General features: G+C 68.6%; 15 protein-coding genes, 1 tRNA gene and 2 pseudogenes. 12 read left to right on the top strand and 6 right to left on the bottom strand.

Annotated features, from left to right (window positions below; all coding sequences use genetic code 11):
- Positions 1 to 117: 117 nt before the first annotated feature.
- The 3 genes from AC3EUV_RS08135 (at position 118) to AC3EUV_RS08145 (ending at position 3,486) form a co-directional block, all read left to right on the top strand.
- Entirely contained in the window at positions 118 to 1,362 is a 1,245-nt protein-coding gene (locus AC3EUV_RS08135; protein WP_432140291.1) for a DNA polymerase III subunit delta', read from the top strand.
- 357 nt (positions 1,363 to 1,719) lie between these two features.
- Positions 1,720 to 3,309: an alpha/beta hydrolase gene (locus AC3EUV_RS08140; RefSeq protein WP_432140290.1), complete on the top strand. Its 1,590-nt coding sequence runs from the start codon at positions 1,720 to 1,722 to the stop codon at positions 3,307 to 3,309.
- A 103-nt stretch (positions 3,310 to 3,412) separates the two neighbouring features.
- Positions 3,413 to 3,486: transfer RNA gene (locus AC3EUV_RS08145), tRNA-Thr, on the top strand.
- A gap of 128 nt (positions 3,487 to 3,614) precedes the next feature.
- On the opposite strand, the gene AC3EUV_RS08150 is transcribed toward AC3EUV_RS08145, so the two are convergent.
- Both AC3EUV_RS08150 and AC3EUV_RS08155 read right to left on the bottom strand, forming a co-directional pair.
- Entirely contained in the window at positions 3,615 to 5,273 is a 1,659-nt protein-coding gene (locus tag AC3EUV_RS08150; protein ID WP_435602524.1) for a tyrosine-type recombinase/integrase, read from the bottom strand.
- Positions 5,270 to 5,971 (bottom strand): helix-turn-helix domain-containing protein, encoded by a 702-nt coding sequence (locus tag AC3EUV_RS08155; RefSeq protein WP_435602525.1) that lies wholly within the window; start codon positions 5,969 to 5,971, stop codon positions 5,270 to 5,272. Before AC3EUV_RS08155 ends, AC3EUV_RS08150 begins: the two co-directional genes overlap by 4 nt.
- Positions 5,972 to 6,065: 94 nt before the next feature.
- Here AC3EUV_RS08155 and AC3EUV_RS08160 point away from each other — a divergent pair, with 94 nt between their 5' ends.
- The 7 genes and pseudogenes from AC3EUV_RS08160 (at position 6,066) to AC3EUV_RS08190 (ending at position 11,690) form a co-directional block, all read left to right on the top strand.
- Positions 6,066 to 6,296, top strand: coding sequence for a hypothetical protein (locus AC3EUV_RS08160; protein ID WP_168480677.1), 231 nt, complete (start codon positions 6,066 to 6,068; stop codon positions 6,294 to 6,296).
- Between the two features lie 232 nt (positions 6,297 to 6,528).
- Positions 6,529 to 6,993: pseudogene (locus AC3EUV_RS08165) on the top strand (DUF3631 domain-containing protein); the annotation flags it as partial.
- A 6-nt stretch (positions 6,994 to 6,999) separates the two neighbouring features.
- Positions 7,000 to 7,173: a plasmid mobilization relaxosome protein MobC gene (gene mobC / locus AC3EUV_RS08170; protein WP_435602589.1), complete on the top strand. Its 174-nt coding sequence runs from the start codon at positions 7,000 to 7,002 to the stop codon at positions 7,171 to 7,173.
- Complete coding sequence (locus tag AC3EUV_RS08175; protein WP_435602526.1) at positions 7,170 to 8,885, top strand: relaxase/mobilization nuclease domain-containing protein; 1,716 nt, start codon at positions 7,170 to 7,172, stop codon at positions 8,883 to 8,885. Before mobC ends, AC3EUV_RS08175 begins: the two co-directional genes overlap by 4 nt.
- A 272-nt stretch (positions 8,886 to 9,157) precedes the next feature.
- The gene (locus tag AC3EUV_RS08180; RefSeq protein ID WP_361323311.1) at positions 9,158 to 9,475 is read left to right on the top strand and encodes a WXG100 family type VII secretion target; all 318 of its coding nucleotides are present in this window, start codon (positions 9,158 to 9,160) and stop codon (positions 9,473 to 9,475) included.
- Complete coding sequence (locus AC3EUV_RS08185) at positions 9,475 to 10,782, top strand: WXG100 family type VII secretion target (RefSeq protein ID WP_435602527.1); 1,308 nt, start codon at positions 9,475 to 9,477, stop codon at positions 10,780 to 10,782. The genes AC3EUV_RS08180 and AC3EUV_RS08185 overlap by 1 nt, the downstream gene beginning before the upstream one ends.
- Positions 10,779 to 11,690: a hypothetical protein gene (locus AC3EUV_RS08190; protein WP_435602528.1), complete on the top strand. Its 912-nt coding sequence runs from the start codon at positions 10,779 to 10,781 to the stop codon at positions 11,688 to 11,690. Before AC3EUV_RS08185 ends, AC3EUV_RS08190 begins: the two co-directional genes overlap by 4 nt.
- A 128-nt stretch (positions 11,691 to 11,818) precedes the next feature.
- Here AC3EUV_RS08190 and AC3EUV_RS08195 read toward each other — a convergent pair whose 3' ends face one another.
- Together AC3EUV_RS08195 and AC3EUV_RS08200 are read right to left on the bottom strand one after the other, a co-directional pair.
- Positions 11,819 to 12,391, bottom strand: coding sequence for a GNAT family N-acetyltransferase (locus tag AC3EUV_RS08195; protein ID WP_435602529.1), 573 nt, complete (start codon positions 12,389 to 12,391; stop codon positions 11,819 to 11,821).
- A gap of 26 nt (positions 12,392 to 12,417) precedes the next feature.
- A complete protein-coding gene (locus AC3EUV_RS08200; RefSeq protein WP_435602530.1) occupies positions 12,418 to 13,827 on the bottom strand; it encodes an NsdA family TPR-like regulatory protein in 1,410 nt (469 codons plus the stop codon).
- Positions 13,828 to 14,239: 412 nt separating this feature from the next.
- On the opposite strand from AC3EUV_RS08200, the gene AC3EUV_RS08205 reads away from it, so the two are divergent.
- Positions 14,240 to 14,614 (top strand): ATP-binding protein, encoded by a 375-nt coding sequence (locus AC3EUV_RS08205; protein WP_435602532.1) that lies wholly within the window; start codon positions 14,240 to 14,242, stop codon positions 14,612 to 14,614.
- Positions 14,615 to 15,391: 777 nt separating this feature from the next.
- On the opposite strand, the gene AC3EUV_RS08210 is transcribed toward AC3EUV_RS08205, so the two are convergent.
- A complete protein-coding gene (locus AC3EUV_RS08210) occupies positions 15,392 to 15,589 on the bottom strand; it encodes a hypothetical protein (protein ID WP_432140289.1) in 198 nt (65 codons plus the stop codon).
- Between the two features lie 285 nt (positions 15,590 to 15,874).
- Here AC3EUV_RS08210 and AC3EUV_RS08215 point away from each other — a divergent pair, with 285 nt between their 5' ends.
- On the top strand, positions 15,875 to 16,897 hold the full coding sequence (locus tag AC3EUV_RS08215; RefSeq protein WP_432140288.1) for a LuxR C-terminal-related transcriptional regulator: 1,023 nt from the start codon (positions 15,875 to 15,877) through the stop codon (positions 16,895 to 16,897).
- A 255-nt stretch (positions 16,898 to 17,152) separates the two neighbouring features.
- Here the strand turns inward: AC3EUV_RS08215 and AC3EUV_RS08220 are convergent.
- A pseudogene (locus AC3EUV_RS08220) lies at positions 17,153 to 18,103 on the bottom strand (hydroxyacid dehydrogenase); the annotation flags it as partial.
- Positions 18,104 to 18,124: the final 21 nt, after the last annotated feature.

Below are 18,124 nucleotides of genomic sequence, written 5' to 3' on the forward strand. Positions count from 1 at the left end.
CAGTGGGTTGCACCACAATGGGTCGGGCGCGGAGCACTGCGCGGTGTGCGGGGCCGGGCACACCCGCCCTCCGCGCGGCACGGGCAGGACGGAACGGCACAGGAACGGCGGACAGCGATGGCGGTATGGGACGACGTGGTCGGCCAGGACCGGGTGACGGCGCAGCTGGCCGCGGCCGCGCGCGATGCGGACGCGCTGGTCACCGCGGAGCAGGCGGGCGCGCAGTCGGCGCGCGGCGAGCAGCCGCCGTCCGCTGAGCCCGGCGGCGCCTCCCAGATGACGCACGCCTGGCTGTTCACGGGCCCGCCCGGCTCCGGCCGTTCCACCGCGGCCCGCGCCTTCGCCGCCGCCCTTCAGTGCGTCAGCCCGGACCGCGCCCTCGGCGGCGCCCCCGGCTGCGGCTTCTGCGACGGCTGCCACACGGCCCTGATCGGCACCCACGCCGATGTCGAGATCGTCCGTACGGACCTGCTGTCCATCGGCGTCAAGGAGACCCGCGACCTGGTCCGCCGGTCCTCGCTCTCCCCGGCCGGCGGCCGCTGGCAGGTGATCGTCCTGGAGGACGCCGACCGCCTCACCGAAGGCGCCGGCAATGTCCTCCTCAAGGCCGTCGAGGAGCCCGCGCCCCGTACGGTCTGGCTGCTCTGCGCCCCCTCCGTGGAGGACGTCCTCCCCACCATCCGCTCGCGCTGCCGCCTGCTCTCGCTGCGTACGCCCCCGGTCGACGCGGTCGCCGACGTCCTGGTCCGCCGGGACGGCATCGAGCCGGACGCCGCCGGCCGGGCCGCCCGCGCCACCCAGGGGCACATCGGCCGGGCCCGCCGCCTCGCCACCGACGAGCGCGCCCGCGCCCGCCGGGCGGCCGTACTCAAACTCCCGCTCCGCGTCGACGACATCGGCGGCTGCCTCAAGGCCGCCCAGGAGCTGATCGACGCCGCGGGGGAGGACGCCAAGCAGGTCGCGGAGGAGGTCGACACCAAGGAGACCGAAGAACTGCGCGCCGCGCTCGGCGCCGCGGCCGGCACCAACGGACGGCTCCCGCGCGGCACGGCCGGCGCCATGAAGGAACTCCAGGACAAGCAGAAGCGCCGCTCGACCCGTACCCAGCGCGACAGCCTCGACCTGGCCCTGGTCGATCTCACCGGCTTCTACCGCGACGTCCTCGCCCTCCAGATGGGCGCCCCGGTCCCCCTCGCCAACGACGAGGTCCGCGACAGCCTCCAGCGCATCGCCACCGCCTCGACCCCCGAACGCACCCTCCGCCGGATAGAAGCCGTCATCGCCTGCCGGGAGGCCCTGGACCGCAATGTGGCCCCGCTCCTCGCGGTGGAGGCGATGACGGTGGCTCTTCGGGCGGGGTGAGCGCCAGCCGCCGCGCCGGCTCCTGTCGGCTGTCCGACCTCCATCCAGCGCGCCGGCCCCGCCGGCCGTCCGACACCCACCCCCAGGCCCCGCCGGCCGTCCGACCCTTCACGCCAAGAGCTGCACACTCCACGTCCTCGGCCGGATACTCTCCGTGCGAGAGCGCCGCCGACCACCTGCCACCCGCCACCGCCACCCGCCACCGCCATCCGCTGACGCCGCCCCTGCACGCCGCACCACGACATACGGCACCACCAGTACGTACGGGCTCCACCGCACCCCACACCCCAAGGACCGACACCGCACTCCACACCCCACACCCACACGCTCCAGGGACCGAGACCAAGGGACCGCCCAATGGCCACCAGCCGCCTGCTCCGCACCTCTGCCGCCGCCCTCGCGGCCACCGCTCTGCTGATCTCCGGCTGCTCCTCGGGGAGTTCGTCCCCCGACAGTGACGCGTCCCCGGGCCGCGGAACGACGGCCGGCGCCCAGCGCCCCGCCGAGGCCGCCTCCCTCGCGCCCCTTCCGGCCGCCACCCCGGCCGCCCTTCGCCCGTATTACGACCAGAAGCTGAGCTGGCATCCCTGTGGGGTGGCGGGCTTCGAGTGCGCCACGATGAAGGCGCCCCTCGACTACTCCAAGCCCAGCGCGGACACCGACCTCAAGCTCGCGGTGGCCCGTAAGAAAGCCACCGGCCCCGGTGGCAAGATCGGCTCCCTCCAGGTCAATCCCGGTGGCCCCGGCGCTTCGGCGATCGAGTACCTCCAGCAGTTCGCGCCCCAGCCCGCCGCGGTTCGTGCGCGCTACGACATGGTGGCGATGGACCCCCGCGGCGTGGCCCGCAGCGAACCGGTCGAGTGCCTGACCGACAAGCAGATGGACCGCTACACCCAGCTCGATGTGACCCCGGACTCACCGGCCGAGGTCAACAAGCTCACCAGCGCCTACCGCAGCTTCGCCAAGGGCTGCGCCTCCCGCGCCGGCCAACGGCTCCGCCATGTCTCCACCATTGAGGCCGCCCGCGACATGGACGTGCTGCGCGCCGTCCTGGGCGACAAGAAGCTCACCTACGTGGGCGCCTCCTACGGCACCTTCCTCGGCGCGACCTACGCCGGCCTCTACCCCTCCCGCGTCGGCCGGATGGTCCTGGACGGCGCGATGAACCCGGCGCTCGCCTCCCGCACCGTCAACCTCAACCAGACCGCCGGCTTCGACACCGCCTTCAGGGCGTTCGCCGCGGACTGCATCAAACACAAGGACTGCCCGCTCGGCACCGAGAGCGTCGACGACGCCGGCCGGCAGCTCTCCGCCCTCTTCAAAAAGCTGGACGCCCATCCGGTGGCCACGGGCGAGGAGCGCAAGCTCACCGAATCCCTCGCGACCACGGGCGTCGTCGCGGCCATGTACGACCAGCGCGCCTGGCCGCTCCTGCGCGAATACCTCGCCCAGACCACGGACGGCAACGGCCGCGGACTGCTCACGCTCTCCGACAGCTACTACGAGCGCGACCCGAACGGCACCTACGCCAACCAGATGTACGCCAACCCCGCCGTCAACTGCCTCGACCTCGCCCCCGCCTTCACCGGCCCCGCCCAGGTCCGCGCCGCCCTGCCCAGTTTCCGCAAGGCCTCCCCGGTCTTCGGCGAAAACTTCGCCTGGGCCGCCCTGAACTGCGCGTACTGGCCGGTCAAGCCCACCGGCACGGCCCACCGCATCGAGGCCAAGGGCGCCGCCCCGATCCTCGTCGTCGGCACCACCCGCGACCCGGCCACCCCCTACATCTGGGCCAAGGCCCTCGCCGCCCAGCTCTCCAGCGCCACCCTCCTCACCTACGAGGGCGACGGCCACACCGCCTACGGCCGTGGCAGCAAGTGCATCGACACCGCGATCAACAACTACCTCCTCAAGGGCACCGTCCCCCCGAAGGGCACACGCTGCAAGTGACCCGCACCACACCCGTCCCCCTCTCCCCCCACCGCCCTCTGACCAGCTCATGAACGCGTTACTGAGCACCCCTCCACGATGTGTAGACTGGGCCGCGCACCACGCCGCCTTAGCTCAGTTGGCCAGAGCAACGCACTCGTAATGCGTAGGTCTCGGGTTCGAATCCCGAAGGCGGCTCGGATTAACCCCAGGACTCACTCGCCGTGACCTGGGGTTTTTTCATGCCCAGGGCATGCCGAGCCGCACGACCGGAACGCCGTGGAAGAGCTTGCGTGAGCGATGCGTGAGCGGAGCGACTCGGCGGCCTACTTCTCGGGCTTCCTCCGCTTGGCCTTCTTGTCGGCCTTGGGCTGGGTTTTCGCCTGGTTCTTCGGCTTGCCGCCCTTGCCCTTGCCGGCGTTCTTCGCCGCGGCCTTCTTGGCCTTCTCCTTCTTCGCGGCCTTGCGGGCCGCCTTCTCCGCCTCGGTCTTGCGCTGAAGCGGGACCAGCTTCGCCGTCGCCTCGGCGGCGCTCTTGCCGACCTGGGGCAGGACGCTCTGGTAGATGTCCCGCGTGATGCGGGTGTCACTGTGCCCGAGGGTGTCCGACACGATCTTGATGTCGATGTCGGCGGCCAGCATGAGCGTTGCTGCGCCGTGGCGCAGGTCATGCAGCCGGATCGGCGGGAGGCCGGAGGCGGCGACGAGGCGCTCGAAGAGGTCGGTCACCTTGCCCGGGTGGAGCCAGGAGCCGTCTTCCTGAGTGAAGACGTGGCCGGTCTCGACCCAGGCCGAGCCCCACTCCGCGCGGTCCGCTTCCTGCCGCTCGCGGTGCCGCTTGAGGACGTTGACGGTGTCGTCGTCGAGTGCGACCACGCGATAGCCGCTGTCCGTCTTGGGATCGGATGCCTCGATCTCCCATCCGTTCTGTACGAGTTGGGAGGAGACGGCGAGGTAGTGGGTGTCGAGGTTCGTCTCCGACCACGGCTGCCCGCACGCCTCGCCACGGCGTAGGCCGCGGAAGGCGATCAGGTGCCACATCGCGTACAGGCGGTTCTCGGCGACGAAGTCGAGGAAGGTGCCGGTCTGCTGGGGCGTCCAGACCATCACCGGCGACGGCTTCTCGCCCGTCTGCTCCCACTTGGCAACCCGCTCGTCCGTCCACACGAGCGCCTTGGGCTTGCGTGCGGGGTCGATCTCGACGTGGGCGGCCGGGTTGAACGTGATGATCTGCTGCCCGATCGCGTCGTTCAGGGCCGCGCGAAGAGTGGCCTTGACGTGCTGACGCGTGGCGGGGCCGGTGATGCGACGGAAGCGCGGCATCTCGTCGATCGCGGCCTTCATCGCCTTGCGACGAGCACGGTTCTCCACACCCTTCCACGGTACGGCCGCCAGCTCGTCGATCGCGGCTCGCCGCTGGGCGTTGTCCTCCAAAACCTGGGCGTTGGCGTCGCGGATGTCCGTGAACATCTCGCTGAGGTGGCTGACGCGCAGCCGGTCCAGCCGCCGGTTTCCGATGCGCGGCTTCAAGTGCACGCGAATATCGGTCTCGTAGCGGTTGAGGCCGGACTTGCGTATGCGCTTACCGGCCAGCCACCGGTCGAGCCACTCGCTCACTGTCAGGCTGCCGATGAGGTCCTGGCCGGCGTTCAGGCGCCGCCTCGTCTCCTCGACGTCAGGCAGAGGCGAACGCTCGCGGCTGACCTCCGCCAGCATCTCGGCGATGAGTTCTGTGCCCTCGGGGTCATCCGACTCGGCCAGCCCGAGGAGAGCGCGTACGTGGTCGAGGTCGGCCTGGGCCGACTTGAGGCTGCTGTACCCGCCACGGGCGAACGAACGTCGGCTGCCGTCCTCACGGGGCGAGAGCTCCTGGCGTATGGAGTAGGTGCAGTGGTTCCTGCTGTTGCGCCTGGGGCAGGAGCTGCCGAGTTCCTTGCCGGTCTTGGGGTCCCGGCAGGAGCAGCGGCGGTAGGTGGAGCCCTTCAAAGATCATTCTCCTCGGTGGTGTCAGGGTCGGTTCCGGGTGAGTCGATTGCGGCGGCAAGGTCGGGCCACAGGAAGGGAGGCGTGACGCCCTCTTCCCGGATGAAGGCGCGGATCCTGCGCAGGCGGCTCTCGGCGTCGTCGGCTGCCTCGGCGGCACGGGCCTGAGCGCGGAGGGCCTCGGCCTTCCGATCGGCGTTCGGGGCGGTCTCGGCGTGGTAGCGCGCGTACTCCCCATCGCGTCGTGCGCTCTGCAGTTGCTCCTCGGCAGCGTGGTGGGCGCGGAAGTAGCGGAGCATGTCGTCGTCCGCGCCGAGTTCGGTGTCCTCCCCGGTGAACCAGTGCAGGGCGTTCAGGGTGGAGGTGGGGTGCTGAAGCGGGAGCCGCTGCACGTCGTCGACGTAGCCGACGGGATAGATGAGGCAGATGGGCGGGGTGTTCAGTGCCTTGGCCAGGGCCATGACGTCGACCAGTGGCAGGTTGGAACGGCGCCCGGACTCCATGTTGGCGATCACGTTGCGGGGGATCGGGTGGCCGATCTCCTCGCACTTGTCGGCCAAGTCCTGTGCGCTCCAACCCAGTTCCTTTCGTCGTCTGCGGACCTCGCCGGCCACGGTGGCCATGACCTGGTCCACCCACTCAAGGACGTCGTCCTCCTCGTCGGCCTTCTCGTATCCATGGTCGCGACGATGTTGTGTCATGCAGACACATTAGCTCGCCTAGCGTTGATTTCGCGGCCTGGAGACGGGCGCGATGGTCGCGTTCGCCGAGGGCTCAGTAGTGGATGGAGCGCGCATGCGCGAGAACGAAGCTGGCGGGCGAGCGAAGGGGATGAGTCGCGAGGAGCTTCTGGAGCTTCCAGCCGCCGTTGACCTGGAGACGGGCAACCGGGCGTTGGGGCTGGGGCGGAGCAAGGGGTACGAGCTCGCCAAGCGTGATCAGTACCCGTGCAAGGTGCTGCGACTCGGCAACGCTTACCGGGTGGTGACGGCGGACCTGTTGGCCCTGCTGGGACTGGCAGCGTGAGGCAGCTGGTGCGTAGCAGGCACTTCTGCGCTGAGCTGACACAGAAACGCTGGACGGTGGCGTGGCGTGGACGTACTGTCCGTGGTCGCTCGCGATACCGAGGCGCCCGCGAGAACGGGGAGAGCCTCCGGCGGTGCAACGCCGGAGGCCCCAAGGCTCCCCAGCAATCCCATGAGAACCGATCCGGCAGTAGGGGCGTGCAAGCCGACACCGCCAGACCAGGAGCCGCCCAGTGCAACCCGAGAACCCCGAGTCCTATTCCGACCCCGCCCGAGCGGCCTGGCCCGCCACGGCCATCCCCGGCCAGCCAGGCGCCCACCTGCGCACAGCGCAGGCCGACAGCGCTGCGGCAGACCCGAGCGACGGTACTGCCGATAGCAGCGCCAACGAGGCGGACGCGGCGAGCAGGCTGGAGGCCATACCCGATGCGGAGCCGACGTCCGGCTCGAAGCTACTGGATGAACTGCGCTCCCAGGTAGCCCAGTTCGTGATCCCGCCCTCGTCGGAGGCGCTGGACGCGATCACTCTGTGGGTGGCGGCGACTCATCTCCAGCCCGCGTGGCAGCACGCCCCGCGCCTGGCGGTGGTGGGCCCGGCGAAGCGCTGCGGCAAGTCGCGGCTGCTGGACGTGCTGACTGAGACGGTCCACGAGCCGATGCTGACCATCAACACCACACCGGCGGCCATCTTCCGCGCCCAGGTCCTGCGCCAGCTCAACCGCATCGGCGTCAACATCAACCAGATCGCCCGCGCCCTCAACAGCGACCTCACCCCACCCGACATCCGCCTCCGCCTCGACGAACTCCACCACCTGCTGGAACTCATCGCCCAGGCCCTGCGCCAGCCCGCCGACCCGCAGGAGGATCTCGCCGCATGATCGCCGCCATCAAGGCGCCCGGCGCCAACACCCGTGGCCTGCTTGCCTACCTCTACGGCCGAGGAACCCACGACGAACACTTCGACCCGCACATCGTGGCCGGCTTCGCGATGCTCGGCATGCCCGACCCCGGCCGCGACGAGATGGCCACCCTCACCGAACTCGCCCGCCACCTCGACGAGCCCGTACACCTGCGCAACAGCGAGTTCGGCAAGCCAGTCACTGACCACGTCTGGCACTGCCCCGTCCGTGCCGCACCCGAAGACCGCTACCTCTCTGATGCCGAATGGGGCGAGATCGCCCAGCGCATCGTCGCCGCGGCCGGCATAGCCCCTGCCGGTGATGACCTGGCCTGCCGTTGGATCGCTGTACGCCACGCCGACGACCACATCCACATCCTCGCCACCACCGTCCGCGAAGACGGCCGACGCCCCAAACTCCACGACAGCAGCATCCGCGTCGGCGACGAATGCCGCGAGATCGAGAAGGACTACGGTCTGCGCCGGCTGAAGAAGGGCGACCGCACCGGCACCCGACGTCCCACCCAGGCCGAGATGCACAAAGCCCAGCGCCTTGGCTGGGAACAGACCAGCAAGGAGTGGCTCCAGGACCGCATCCGCGCCGCCATCCCCCACGCCACAAGCGCCGAGGAACTCCTCGCCTACCTCGAAGCCGAGGGCATCCGAGTCAAGGCCAAGCGGGGACCGTCCGGCGACCTCCTCGGCTACGCCGTCGGCCGCCCCGGCGATCTCAACAAGGACGACGAACAGATCTTCCACCCCGGCGGAAAGATCGCCTCTGACCTCTCCCTTCCCAAGATCAAGGCCCGCCTCGAATCCAGCCAGCCCGAAGAGCACCCCACCGCCCGCCGCACCCAGCCCAGCACCCCCTGGCGCCGAGGAACTGACGCCCTCGACAGTCTCCACACCGACCTTGCCGACGACGCACGAGCCCAGGCCCACATCACCGCCCTCGGTGAACTCATCGAAGCCACCGCCCAGACAGCGCCCACCGACCTGCGCGCTGAACTCCAAGCCGCCGCGAAGGCGTTCGCACGCGCCCAGCGCTCCCAGATCCGGGCAGAAGACCGAGCCGCCCACACTCTGCGCAACGCGGCCCGCGACATCGCCCACACCGCCACCGGCCCCGACGGCAGCGCCCTCGCCGCCCTGGTCGCAGCCCTCGTCTGGGCCGCAATCGTCGCAGGACGCTGGCACGAGGCCAAGGGCCACGCCCACCAAGCCGACGCCGCCCACCAAGCCCTCCAGCACCTTCAGAACGCCGCCGACCACGCCCTCACCCCGGAACTCACAGATCTCGTGCAACGCCAGCCGAAGGAGGAGACCCGCCGCACCCTGGCCAGCGACGTACGCGCTGCCATCCCCGAGCACGCCGAGCGGATCCTCACCGACACTGGCTGGCCGGCCCTCGCTACCGCCCTCGCCGACGCCGAAGCCCGAGGCCACAAACCCCACCAACTCCTCAAGGAAGCAGCCGCCCAACGCGAACTGGCCACCGCCCGCCGACCCGCCTGCGTCCTGATCACCCGCATCCAGCACACCGGACGCAACCCCATCCCCAACCGCCTCGCCGCAGCAGCCCGCCTCCGCACCACCACCGCGGCCCCGCACCCGCCCCTCGGGCCTGACTTCACCCAGCCAACGGCGGCAAATACGGCACCGGCCGAGCAGCACCGCAGCCCGCGCCGGTAACTGCCCAACACGCCGCTGCACGACCGTGGCTCCGCTGCGGTCGTGCAGCGAGAGGCCGGACGTGCGCTTGGTGAATCGCCCCCTGCCGCAATCCGGCTGGTAGGGGGCAGCCTTGCCCTGGGCCCCTAGCCGGGCGGTGCTGCACCGTGGCTGAAATGCGCTCCCACCAGGGCGATTGTCAGTGCTGTATGCGAGGGTCGCCATCTGTGAGCCGAAGCGTTGTCAGCGGCTCGCGACGCGTTACGAGTACACGGCCAAGGGGGAGGCACGGCATGGCTGGCGACGGCTTTGACATAGACACCGACCAACTCAAGTCCGCTGCTCCAACATTCCACCGAGAGTCTGTCGCCTTGGAGCGGGCGGCGACCAAGCTTCGCCACACGCTCGGCGGGCTGGGGGAGCCGTGGGGCGGCGACGAGCAGGGCAAGAAGTTCGAGCACGCCTACGCCCCGCACCGGGCGCAGATCGAGAAGGCGGCCGCGGCCCTGGTCAAGGGCCTGTCCAGCATCACCAAGGCCATGAACGACATGGCAGCCAACCACGAAGACGCTGACCACTCGGCCAAGTCCGGCTTTGAGGGTGGTAAGTGATGGGCGCTGGCGACAAAGCCAAGGAGATCGTCCAGGACCTCACCGGCATGTGGTGGCCGGAGGGCGACGAGGACGAACTCCGGGAGGCCGCCCGCGCTTGGCGCACCTTCGCCGACGACGTCGAGGACTGCACGGCCGCCTGCCATAAGAAGGCCCAGGACGTCATCGACAACAACAAGGGCAAGTCGATCGAAGCGTTCGGCGAGTTCTGGCGCAAGTACCACGGCGGCGGCAAGGGCTACCTCGACGACGTGGCCAGCGCCGCCCGCGACATGGCGAAGGCCCTGGACAAGTACGCGGACCAGGTCGCCGAGGCGAAGAAGAAGATCGAGCACGAGCTGGAGATCGCCGGCGCGGTACTGGTCGTCGGTACGGCCCTGGCTGTCTTCACTGGCGGCATCACCGAGCTCGCGGCAGTCGGCGCCACCGAGGCGATCGTCGCCGCAGCGAGTACTGCGGGCATCGCCGTTTCTGCCACCGTCACCGAGATCGCCGGAACGGTCCTGGCCACCGCCGCCATCGGCGGCATCGAAGCCATCACCGTCGACGTGGTCGTCGCCCAGGGCGGCCGCAACCTTCTGGGGGACCAGAAGGGCATCAACCTGGATGAGATCAAGGAGGCCGGAGCCACTGGGGTCTTGCTGGGGGGCGCCCTGGGCGGTGCGGGCCGCGCAGCGAAGGCTGTAGGCGACGCCGGCGGCTTCAAAAACGCCTTCGGCAAGATAAGGCTGGATGCGGGTGGCCCACGCCTTGCGATGGCCGGCGAGGGGCCGGTCGGTCCTGTTGGCCCGACCGGGCGCCCCTTGATGCGCAACGCAGAGGGGAGCGGCGGCGGAGCCTCCGGGACCCCAAAGGCCAGTGGCTGGGAAGCCTCAAGCAATCTAAAGGGCCCTGGGGCCGGGAAAACACTCAAGCGGCCAAACGACCGGCATACCATTGGTGGCGCAGGTCGAGCAGGAAAGAACATCAAGGAAGAGAACACAATCATCCTCCCGGGATATTCTCAGGAGGTCGAGAAGGATATTGCTGGCATCGCAGAAGGTAAGGCTACCTGGCTTCCGGACGGTGAGCGCTATGAAATCAATGGTCGCACGTACGGCGTCCACGAGAACGGGACTGTATACCCTGCCAAGGGCCCAGGATTTGTGGAAATGGACCGGAATGAGTATGCGGCGCTATCGCAGATCGTAAAGGCTAAGGGGGATCTCTCGGCGGCTCCGCAACTGACACGGAACCCTCGCTTCGTGAACAATCCAGAAGTCGTCGAAAAGGCTCTGGCCATTTACAACGGGACTTACACACCATGACGTACAATCTTTTCCTCGTCGATAGCTGTGACCCGGGTGTCATGGCTGAAGCACTCGCGGCGGTCTTCCGGGTTCCGGTGAGAGAAGTGGACGTTGCCGACGCTGACGGCGACCAAGACGACCGCAACTGGGAGGCCCTGGTCTCCTGTGAATACTCGCACGTCCCGGGAAATGTGTCGCTGTCCCTGGACATTTACGCTCAGGACTCGGTGGGGCAGCAGCCTCCAGAATCCGAATTCTCCGCAGCATTTGCGGGCCGGCTTGGCACGCCAGTCTTGTACCCTCCTCAGGAGAGCGCCATGAGCGCCCACTGGTTGGTTACCCCAGAAGGGCTGACGACGCGGGCCCGGCTGAGCGAGTCGGACGGTGACGAGCTAACGTTCACAGTTACAGCCGTTGAGGCATTCGTGGATCGCTTGCCAGATGTTCCTGTGATGCACCTTCCGGAAGTGGTGCGCGAGCAGAAGATTGCAACACCTCTGGCCGATTCTTTTGCGGAATCCCTCCAGTTGTTGAAGGGGGACGGCAACGAGGCGGATGGTTCGACCATCACCGCTGACGTTGCCGAGGTGGCGCGGATTGCCAAGTCATACCTGGGGGCGTGGGAAAAGCTATCTCGACGCGCAGAGAGCAGCTGGGAGCCATCTGGTTGGTACCCCGTGGAGTTCTACCGGGAAGTGCTCGGATACCGCGATGACATCGAGGGGCATCTGCGCCGACTCCCGGGGAACGTGGCCACGCTGTACAAGCGCTACCTCGACAAGGTCGACAGCCTCTATCAGGAGCTGACAGTCGACGACGAAGAACACGTTGTCGTTGATGGCTGGGATCAGCCGACTGATGGTTCGGCGCAGAAGGCGTGGTGGTGGTACCGCCGCCCCGAGCCCATGCCCTGGTCCAGGGGATGAAGCCGAGCGCTTCCGCGGATCCGACCAGATAGGGGTAGGACCGAACGCAGTGCTGATGCATCGGCCATGACCGCACGCCTCGGTCATGGCTGGTGGGCGTTCTGTGCTTGGTCGCTGTGTGGCGGGAGTCAGCAGTTGGCCGCCGCGAATCCATCTGACTCCCGCCATTCGTGATCGAGGACTGAGTACGTGATCGAGTCCCTCCACGCTCCCCGTACGAACACGTGCTCCCGGATGCGGCCTTCCTCCGTCATGCCGGCGCGTAGCAGGGTCTTGGCGGAGGCAGAGTTCAGCGGTGCACGAGCGGCCCAGATGCGGTGCAGGCCAAGGTGGTTGAAGCCGAGGGCGCACATGAGGTGAACGGTTTCGGTGCCCAGGCCCGCGCCCCATGTGTGGGGGCGCAGGGCAAAGCCGATAGTGGCGGCTTTCTGGGCGTGCGGGTCGAGCGCCAGGCGGGCGAAGCCCACCAGGTCCCTTTCCTCCTGGCGGACCACACCGAGGGCGTATTCGATGCGGGGTTGCTCGCCGGAGGAGGCGATGGAGCGGGCGACGATCTCCCCGGCCTGTTCATGGGTTCGGGGCTCGAAGCTCAGGTGGCGGGTGGCCTCGGCGTCGCCGTAGATGGCGTGTACGGCGTCCACGTCGTCGCTGGTGAGTTCGCGCAACTGAAGCCGGGGGCCTGTGATGTCGACCGGATGCATGGTCGGGACCCTACTCGCAGGCGGTGTTACCTGGGCAGGGCGGCGACAGGGGCCGCGGTGAACGCCTCGATTTCCTCCCGTGTCGTGCGAGCCTCGGGTGCGGTGAGCCACCGGGGATCACGCAGCGCGGTGTGGACCTGCCGTACCGAGGCGACGATGCCGTTGATGCGCTGACCGGCGGACAGATCGAGAACGGGCCGCATGGCCTCGTCGACACCGTCGAGGCTTCCGGCGTGGATGCGGGCGAGGGCAAGGTCGGTGTGGGCGCCGGCCTGGTCACCGAATGCCCAGTCTTCGGGTTCTGCTTGGCGGTAGGCGGCGACGGCCGCTTCAGCCTGATGCTCCGCCTCGGGGGCGTTCGGCAGCCAGGCGGTGGCGTCGGCGGCGTAGTAGAGCTGGCGCGGTACGGGGAAGGTCATGATGCCGCCGAACTCGTCCAGGTCGTCGGGGGACACCGCATCGCGAGCCTGTTCAGCCTCAGCGAGGGACTCCCGTACAGCCGCCACATCGCCGAGTGCGGCGCCGGCACGGGCTTGCAAGCAAGACAGCCATACGGCGCTGGTGCCGGTCACGCCCCCCACCTGGGAGATGCCGAGGGCAGCGTATTTGGAGGCTTCCTGGTGTCGGCCGTCCCAGTAGGCGATCAGGGACTGCAGGCCGCGGACCCAGGCGCGCATGCCGTGGTGGTCGGCGTTGTCCGCGCAGACGTAGGCGGTCCGGGCCTGTGTCATCGCCGATCGCGGGTCGCCGAGGTCGTGGCTGGCCTTGGCGAGCATGCCGGAGGTGATGGCGGAGAGCAGGTACAACTCGCGGGCCTGGCCGGGGCGGACATGGCCGTGTTCGAGGAAGCGGAAGGAGAGGTCTTGGACTTCGACGAGGTCGCCGAGGAGGGGGGCCAGCGGCAGCTGCGGGTAGGCGGCGGCTAGACGACGTACCTCCTGGTGGAGCTCGTCCAGGGTCTCGGGACCTACGTTGCTGCCTTCTGCCATCGCGCTGAAGCGGAATGCACGGCGAGCTGCCATGGCGACCTGCCTCTCTAACGTGTCCCGGCCGGCGTTGTCGCCTGGAACGGGTCTGCTGGTGAACTCGATGCCGTCGAAGCCGCTGTCTCCTTCGCTGGGTTCGAGCGAGGGCGACGGCGGCCGTGTCGGCATGACGAGCCGAAGCTGCGGAGCGGCATCGACTGCGGCACCGCCCTCGTCCGCTGGACCGAGCAGGACGTCGACGGGGTATCGGAACATTGCCTCCAGTACCCGGCACAAGGCCGGGTAGGGGCGGGTCTTCACCTCGCCCCCGTACCACCGCTCAAACTGCCGCTTCGACACCGTCAGGCCGACAAGCGTCGGATCACGGTCCTGTTCGGCGAGTTCGTTGGCAGTGCGCTCGAAGTGAAGCTGGAAGGTTTCGAACACCTGCCAGTGGCGCCTGGTGATCAATGTCCGTAGAAGAGTGGGCCTTTGAGCCATCAATCCCCCGATGGGTTCCGGTCGGCTCGTCGGTTCGACGGTAGCCCCGCAATGCCGCCATACGGGAGTAAGAGCTGCCGTGTGCGAGGAGATGACGGTGGAGACGGCGGCAACGTGACGGTACCCATGTCGTCCACTTCGCCAAGCCCGAATCAGACGTCGGCACTCATGTCGTGGTGAGGCGTGCCGCTTGGCCGTCAGGCTCGATGCCCGCCCTGAACGCGAGCGACGAGGTGGTGTTCCGGCAATGCCAGCAGCAGGAGACAGCGCGATGCGGCGACAGGCAGAGCCCCGTACCGCGATTCGGAGCGCGGAGGCCGTTTGGAGCGACAGCGGCCCGGCCCTGCGGCGCGAGCGGACCTTCTCTCCACACGGCTCGTCCGTGAGTGAGGCACGCAAGTTCGCCGTCGAGGCTCTGTCGTCCTGGGGAGTCCGGGACCGCCTCGATGACGTGTGTCTGTGCCTGTCAGAGGTCGCTACCAACGCGCTCGTACATGCAGGTCCGCCCAGCTTCGGATTCCGGGCACGGCTGGCCATCAGCGGATCGGTGGTTCGGCTGGAGGTTCACGATCAGGATGCGGACCGGCCGCATCGGCAGCGTCCGCGCCTTGATGACACCTCGGGTCGGGGCCTGCTCCTGGTGGACGAACTGTCCGATGGGTGGGGCGTGGACGAGCAGCACGGCATCGGCAAGACCGTCTGGATCACCTTCAAGATCACTGCCCCCAAGCCTCGCACGCCCAAAGGCGAGATCTGACGGGGATGGGACCTGTTCACACCGATCACGAACGCCCATACAGAAAAGAGGAATCCATGCTCAAAGCCCAACATCCCTTACCCGACCGGATCGTCATCCTCGGTGCCGGCCCCTGCGGACTGCGGATGCGTAGGTCTGAGGTCGCACTCCGAGGCGAGCTCGCCTCTCCGTCGACAGGGTGGTCAGGCGATGTACCGCTGGGCCACCGGTCTGGGCGGGTGGCATGACCCGGGAGATCTGTGACGGCGTCGGCATCAAGCCAGGCGTCCTCGCCGGCCTTCGCCCCCCGCCAAGACAATCTGTCCCCGGCTGGCAGGTCTCGGCGCCTTCTCCGGCATCGCCGTCAACATGCGTATCCGCATCGACGAGCGGGATGTCACCGCCGAGGCGCTTTCGTGTGCCGTGGTGCGGACCGTCACCTGCTTTTGTCGGTCCGTGGGTAGTGCCGTCGAGCGCCATCACGGCCCGCATCGGCGCGGGGCCGAAGCCGAAGAGCTGCGCGATCAGCTCGTCGGCTTCGTCCTGCCGCATGTGACCAAGGCGGTGGGGCGATCTGCGAAATCCCCCTGCAGGTGTCGTCCGCTTCGGCCACGACCACTACCTGAAAATCCGGCCACTGGCCGAACCCGCCGTCAGAGCGAACTGCCTGCTGCTCGACGAGGCCCAGCGCGGTCGGCGATCGGCCCGGGCCGTTCGCGGCCGGCGTGGAGCCCAGGATGTGAGGAGCGACTCCGAGGGGACGCAACGGGCCCCGTTTCGGTCCTGTCAGATCCCGTCTCAGTTGCCCCAGGTGTTCTCGTCGGCGCCGGGTGCGGTGCCTAACGATGCCTTGCCCCAGGTGTTGCCCGCCAGGACGCCGACCGACGAACCGCCATGTGCGCAGGTCGCCGTGGCGACGGCCAAGCCGGCGGTCGTGATTCCGGCGACTGCGGTGCTCCGGCGGGTGACGGCGGACGTGGCGATGAACTCGTGCATGGTGAAGCCTCCAAATAGGTTTGTGGTGCGGTGAGTTGGGCCAGGCGATGGTGCGCTCCCGGCCGTCACTCGAGTTTTTATGCTTAGCACTGGACACTTCAGCAACACTGGGTGTCAGGGTCCTGCGGTGGCACGACGTTGCCAGTACGTGCCGACTGCATCTACTTCATCGGACAACGTCCATTTTCGCGTTGTCCTCGCCCATTCGAGCGGGGGACAATCACGAGGGACTCAGGGGGAGTCTGCCCAGAAAGTGCGCGTTTCTGGGCAATGGGGGGAGGGCGCATGCTTGAGGGACTGGGGCTTGACTACAACGGGGAGTTGGTCTATCGAATGATGCTCGGAAGGCCCCGGATCTCGGTCGAGGAGCTCACCGCCGAACTGGGGTGGCCCCCCGACCGGATGGCTGTGGTCGTAAAGGAGCTGGAGCGGATGGAACTCATCCGGCCCTCCACCGAAGACCCCCGCCAGATGCGGTTGGTCAATCCGGAACTGGGCCTGGAAGCCCTGCTGTTGCGCCAGGAGCGTGAGTTGCTGGAACGCCAGGAGGCGATGGCGGCCACCCGGCTGTCGATCACCCGCATGCTGGCCGAGTACGGAGAGGACGACTCCGGCTCCGAGCCGCCCGGAGCCCGGCAGTTCATGGGCATGGATGCCATCGGCTCGCAGATCGAGCGCTACGGCCACAGCTGCACCAGCGAGGTGTCGGTCTTCGCCCCGCGCGGCGCTCAAACCGAGGAGGCGCTGGAGGCGGCTCGGCCACTGGATCGGGCGGCTCTCTCGCGGGGGGTCCGCTTGCGCTATGTCTACCTGGAGAGCCTGCGCAACGACCCTCCCACTCTGTCCTACGCCCAGTGGCTGGACGAGAACGGCGGTCAGGTGCGCACAATGCCTCAGCTCCCGCTCAGAATGATCATTTACGACGGCCGGACGGCCATCGTGCCGATCGATCCGGAGGCGGCGGCCAAGGGGGTGCTGATCCTCAATGGCACAGGAGTGGTGATCGCCTTGTCCACCCTCTTCGAGCAAATTTGGGAGCAGGCGAAGCCGCTGGGCGGCCACACCAGGCGCCCCTGCTCTGACGGCGACGGCCTCACCAGTCAGGAACGGGCCGTCCTGGAACTGCTGGTGGCCGGGCACACGGACGAGGTGGTGGCGCGCAAGCTCGGCATCTCCGTGCGGACCGGGCGCCGGATCACTGCAGAGTTGATGAAGCGGCTGCGGGCCCGCAGCCGCTTCCAGGCGGGAGCGGTGGCGACGGCGCGGGGGTGGCTGACGCCGATGGTGGAGCCGTCCGCCGGTCTGTAGGCCCACCCGGCGTGGTGGAGGCCGTTGCCCGCACTGTCGGCCCGGCCCCATGGCACCACGGCCCCCCACCGGGCCGTTCGCGCCCCGCTCCCGCACCGCCTTCAACGGTTGCTCGAACTACCTCATCCGCAGTCCGGTGAACGTCTCCACCTCCAACGGATCAGCCCGCAACACCCCGCCCGCGCAGAGAACATGACCAGGCGGCAGGTTTTGCCCCACTCTTCAGGCGGCCAACGCGGCACGGAGGGCGACCTTGTTGACCGCATCTGGCACCGGCTCACCCGCGAGGGCGAGCCGCACGGAAGCAGCCGCCGCCGTGCCCGCCTTTTCCTGTGCCTCGTGGGTACTGGCGCCGAGGTGTGGGGTGACGACGACACCGTCGAGCCCGAACAACGGTGAATCGGTGCAGGGTTCGGCCGCGAACACGTCGAGTCCCGCACCGGCCACCTGGCCCTCTTTCAGGGCGGCGTACAGCGCGTCCTCGTCGACGATGCCGCCCCGGGCCGCGTTGACGATCCGCACCCCGGCCTTCATCCGGGCGAACTCCCCGGCACCGATCAGACCCAGGGTCTCGGGCGTCCTCGGCAGATGCACGGTGATGAAGTCGGCGCACTCCAACAGCCGGTCCAGGGAGACCGGCTCGGCGCCGGCGCGGACCGCGTCCGTGGCCCCGACATACGGGTCGTAGGCGACCACCCGCATGTCGAAAGCAGCCATCCGGCGCGCGACAAGTGCCCCTATCCGGCCCAGGCCCACCACCCCCAGGACCTTGCCGGACAGTTCCACCCCGGTGAAGCGGGCCCGCTGCCACTGGCCCGAGCGCAGCGAGGTGTCCGCCGCAGGGACGTTCCGGGCCACTGCCAGGAGCAGCGCCGTGGCGTGCTCGGCGGCGCTGACGGCATTGGAGGCCGGGGCGTTGACGACGAGAACCGAGGCAGCGGTGGCCGCGTCCACATCGACGTTGTCCAGCCCGATGCCGGCCCGGGCGATCACCTTGAGCCGCTTCCCTGCCGCTATGGCCTCGGCGTCCATGGTGGTAGCGCTCCGGATCAGCACCGCGTCGGCCTCGGCGAGCGCGGCCAGGAGCGCGGGCCGGTCGGTGCCGTCACAGCGGCGGACCTCGACATCTGCGCCCAGGGCTTCGGCGGTGGACGGAGAGAGTGCTTCGGTCAGCAGCACAACGGGGCGCGCCGATTCGGTGGTCATGGTCGTCCTTTTCTCGAAGGG

The organism is Streptomyces sp. bgisy130 (genome assembly GCF_057708345.1).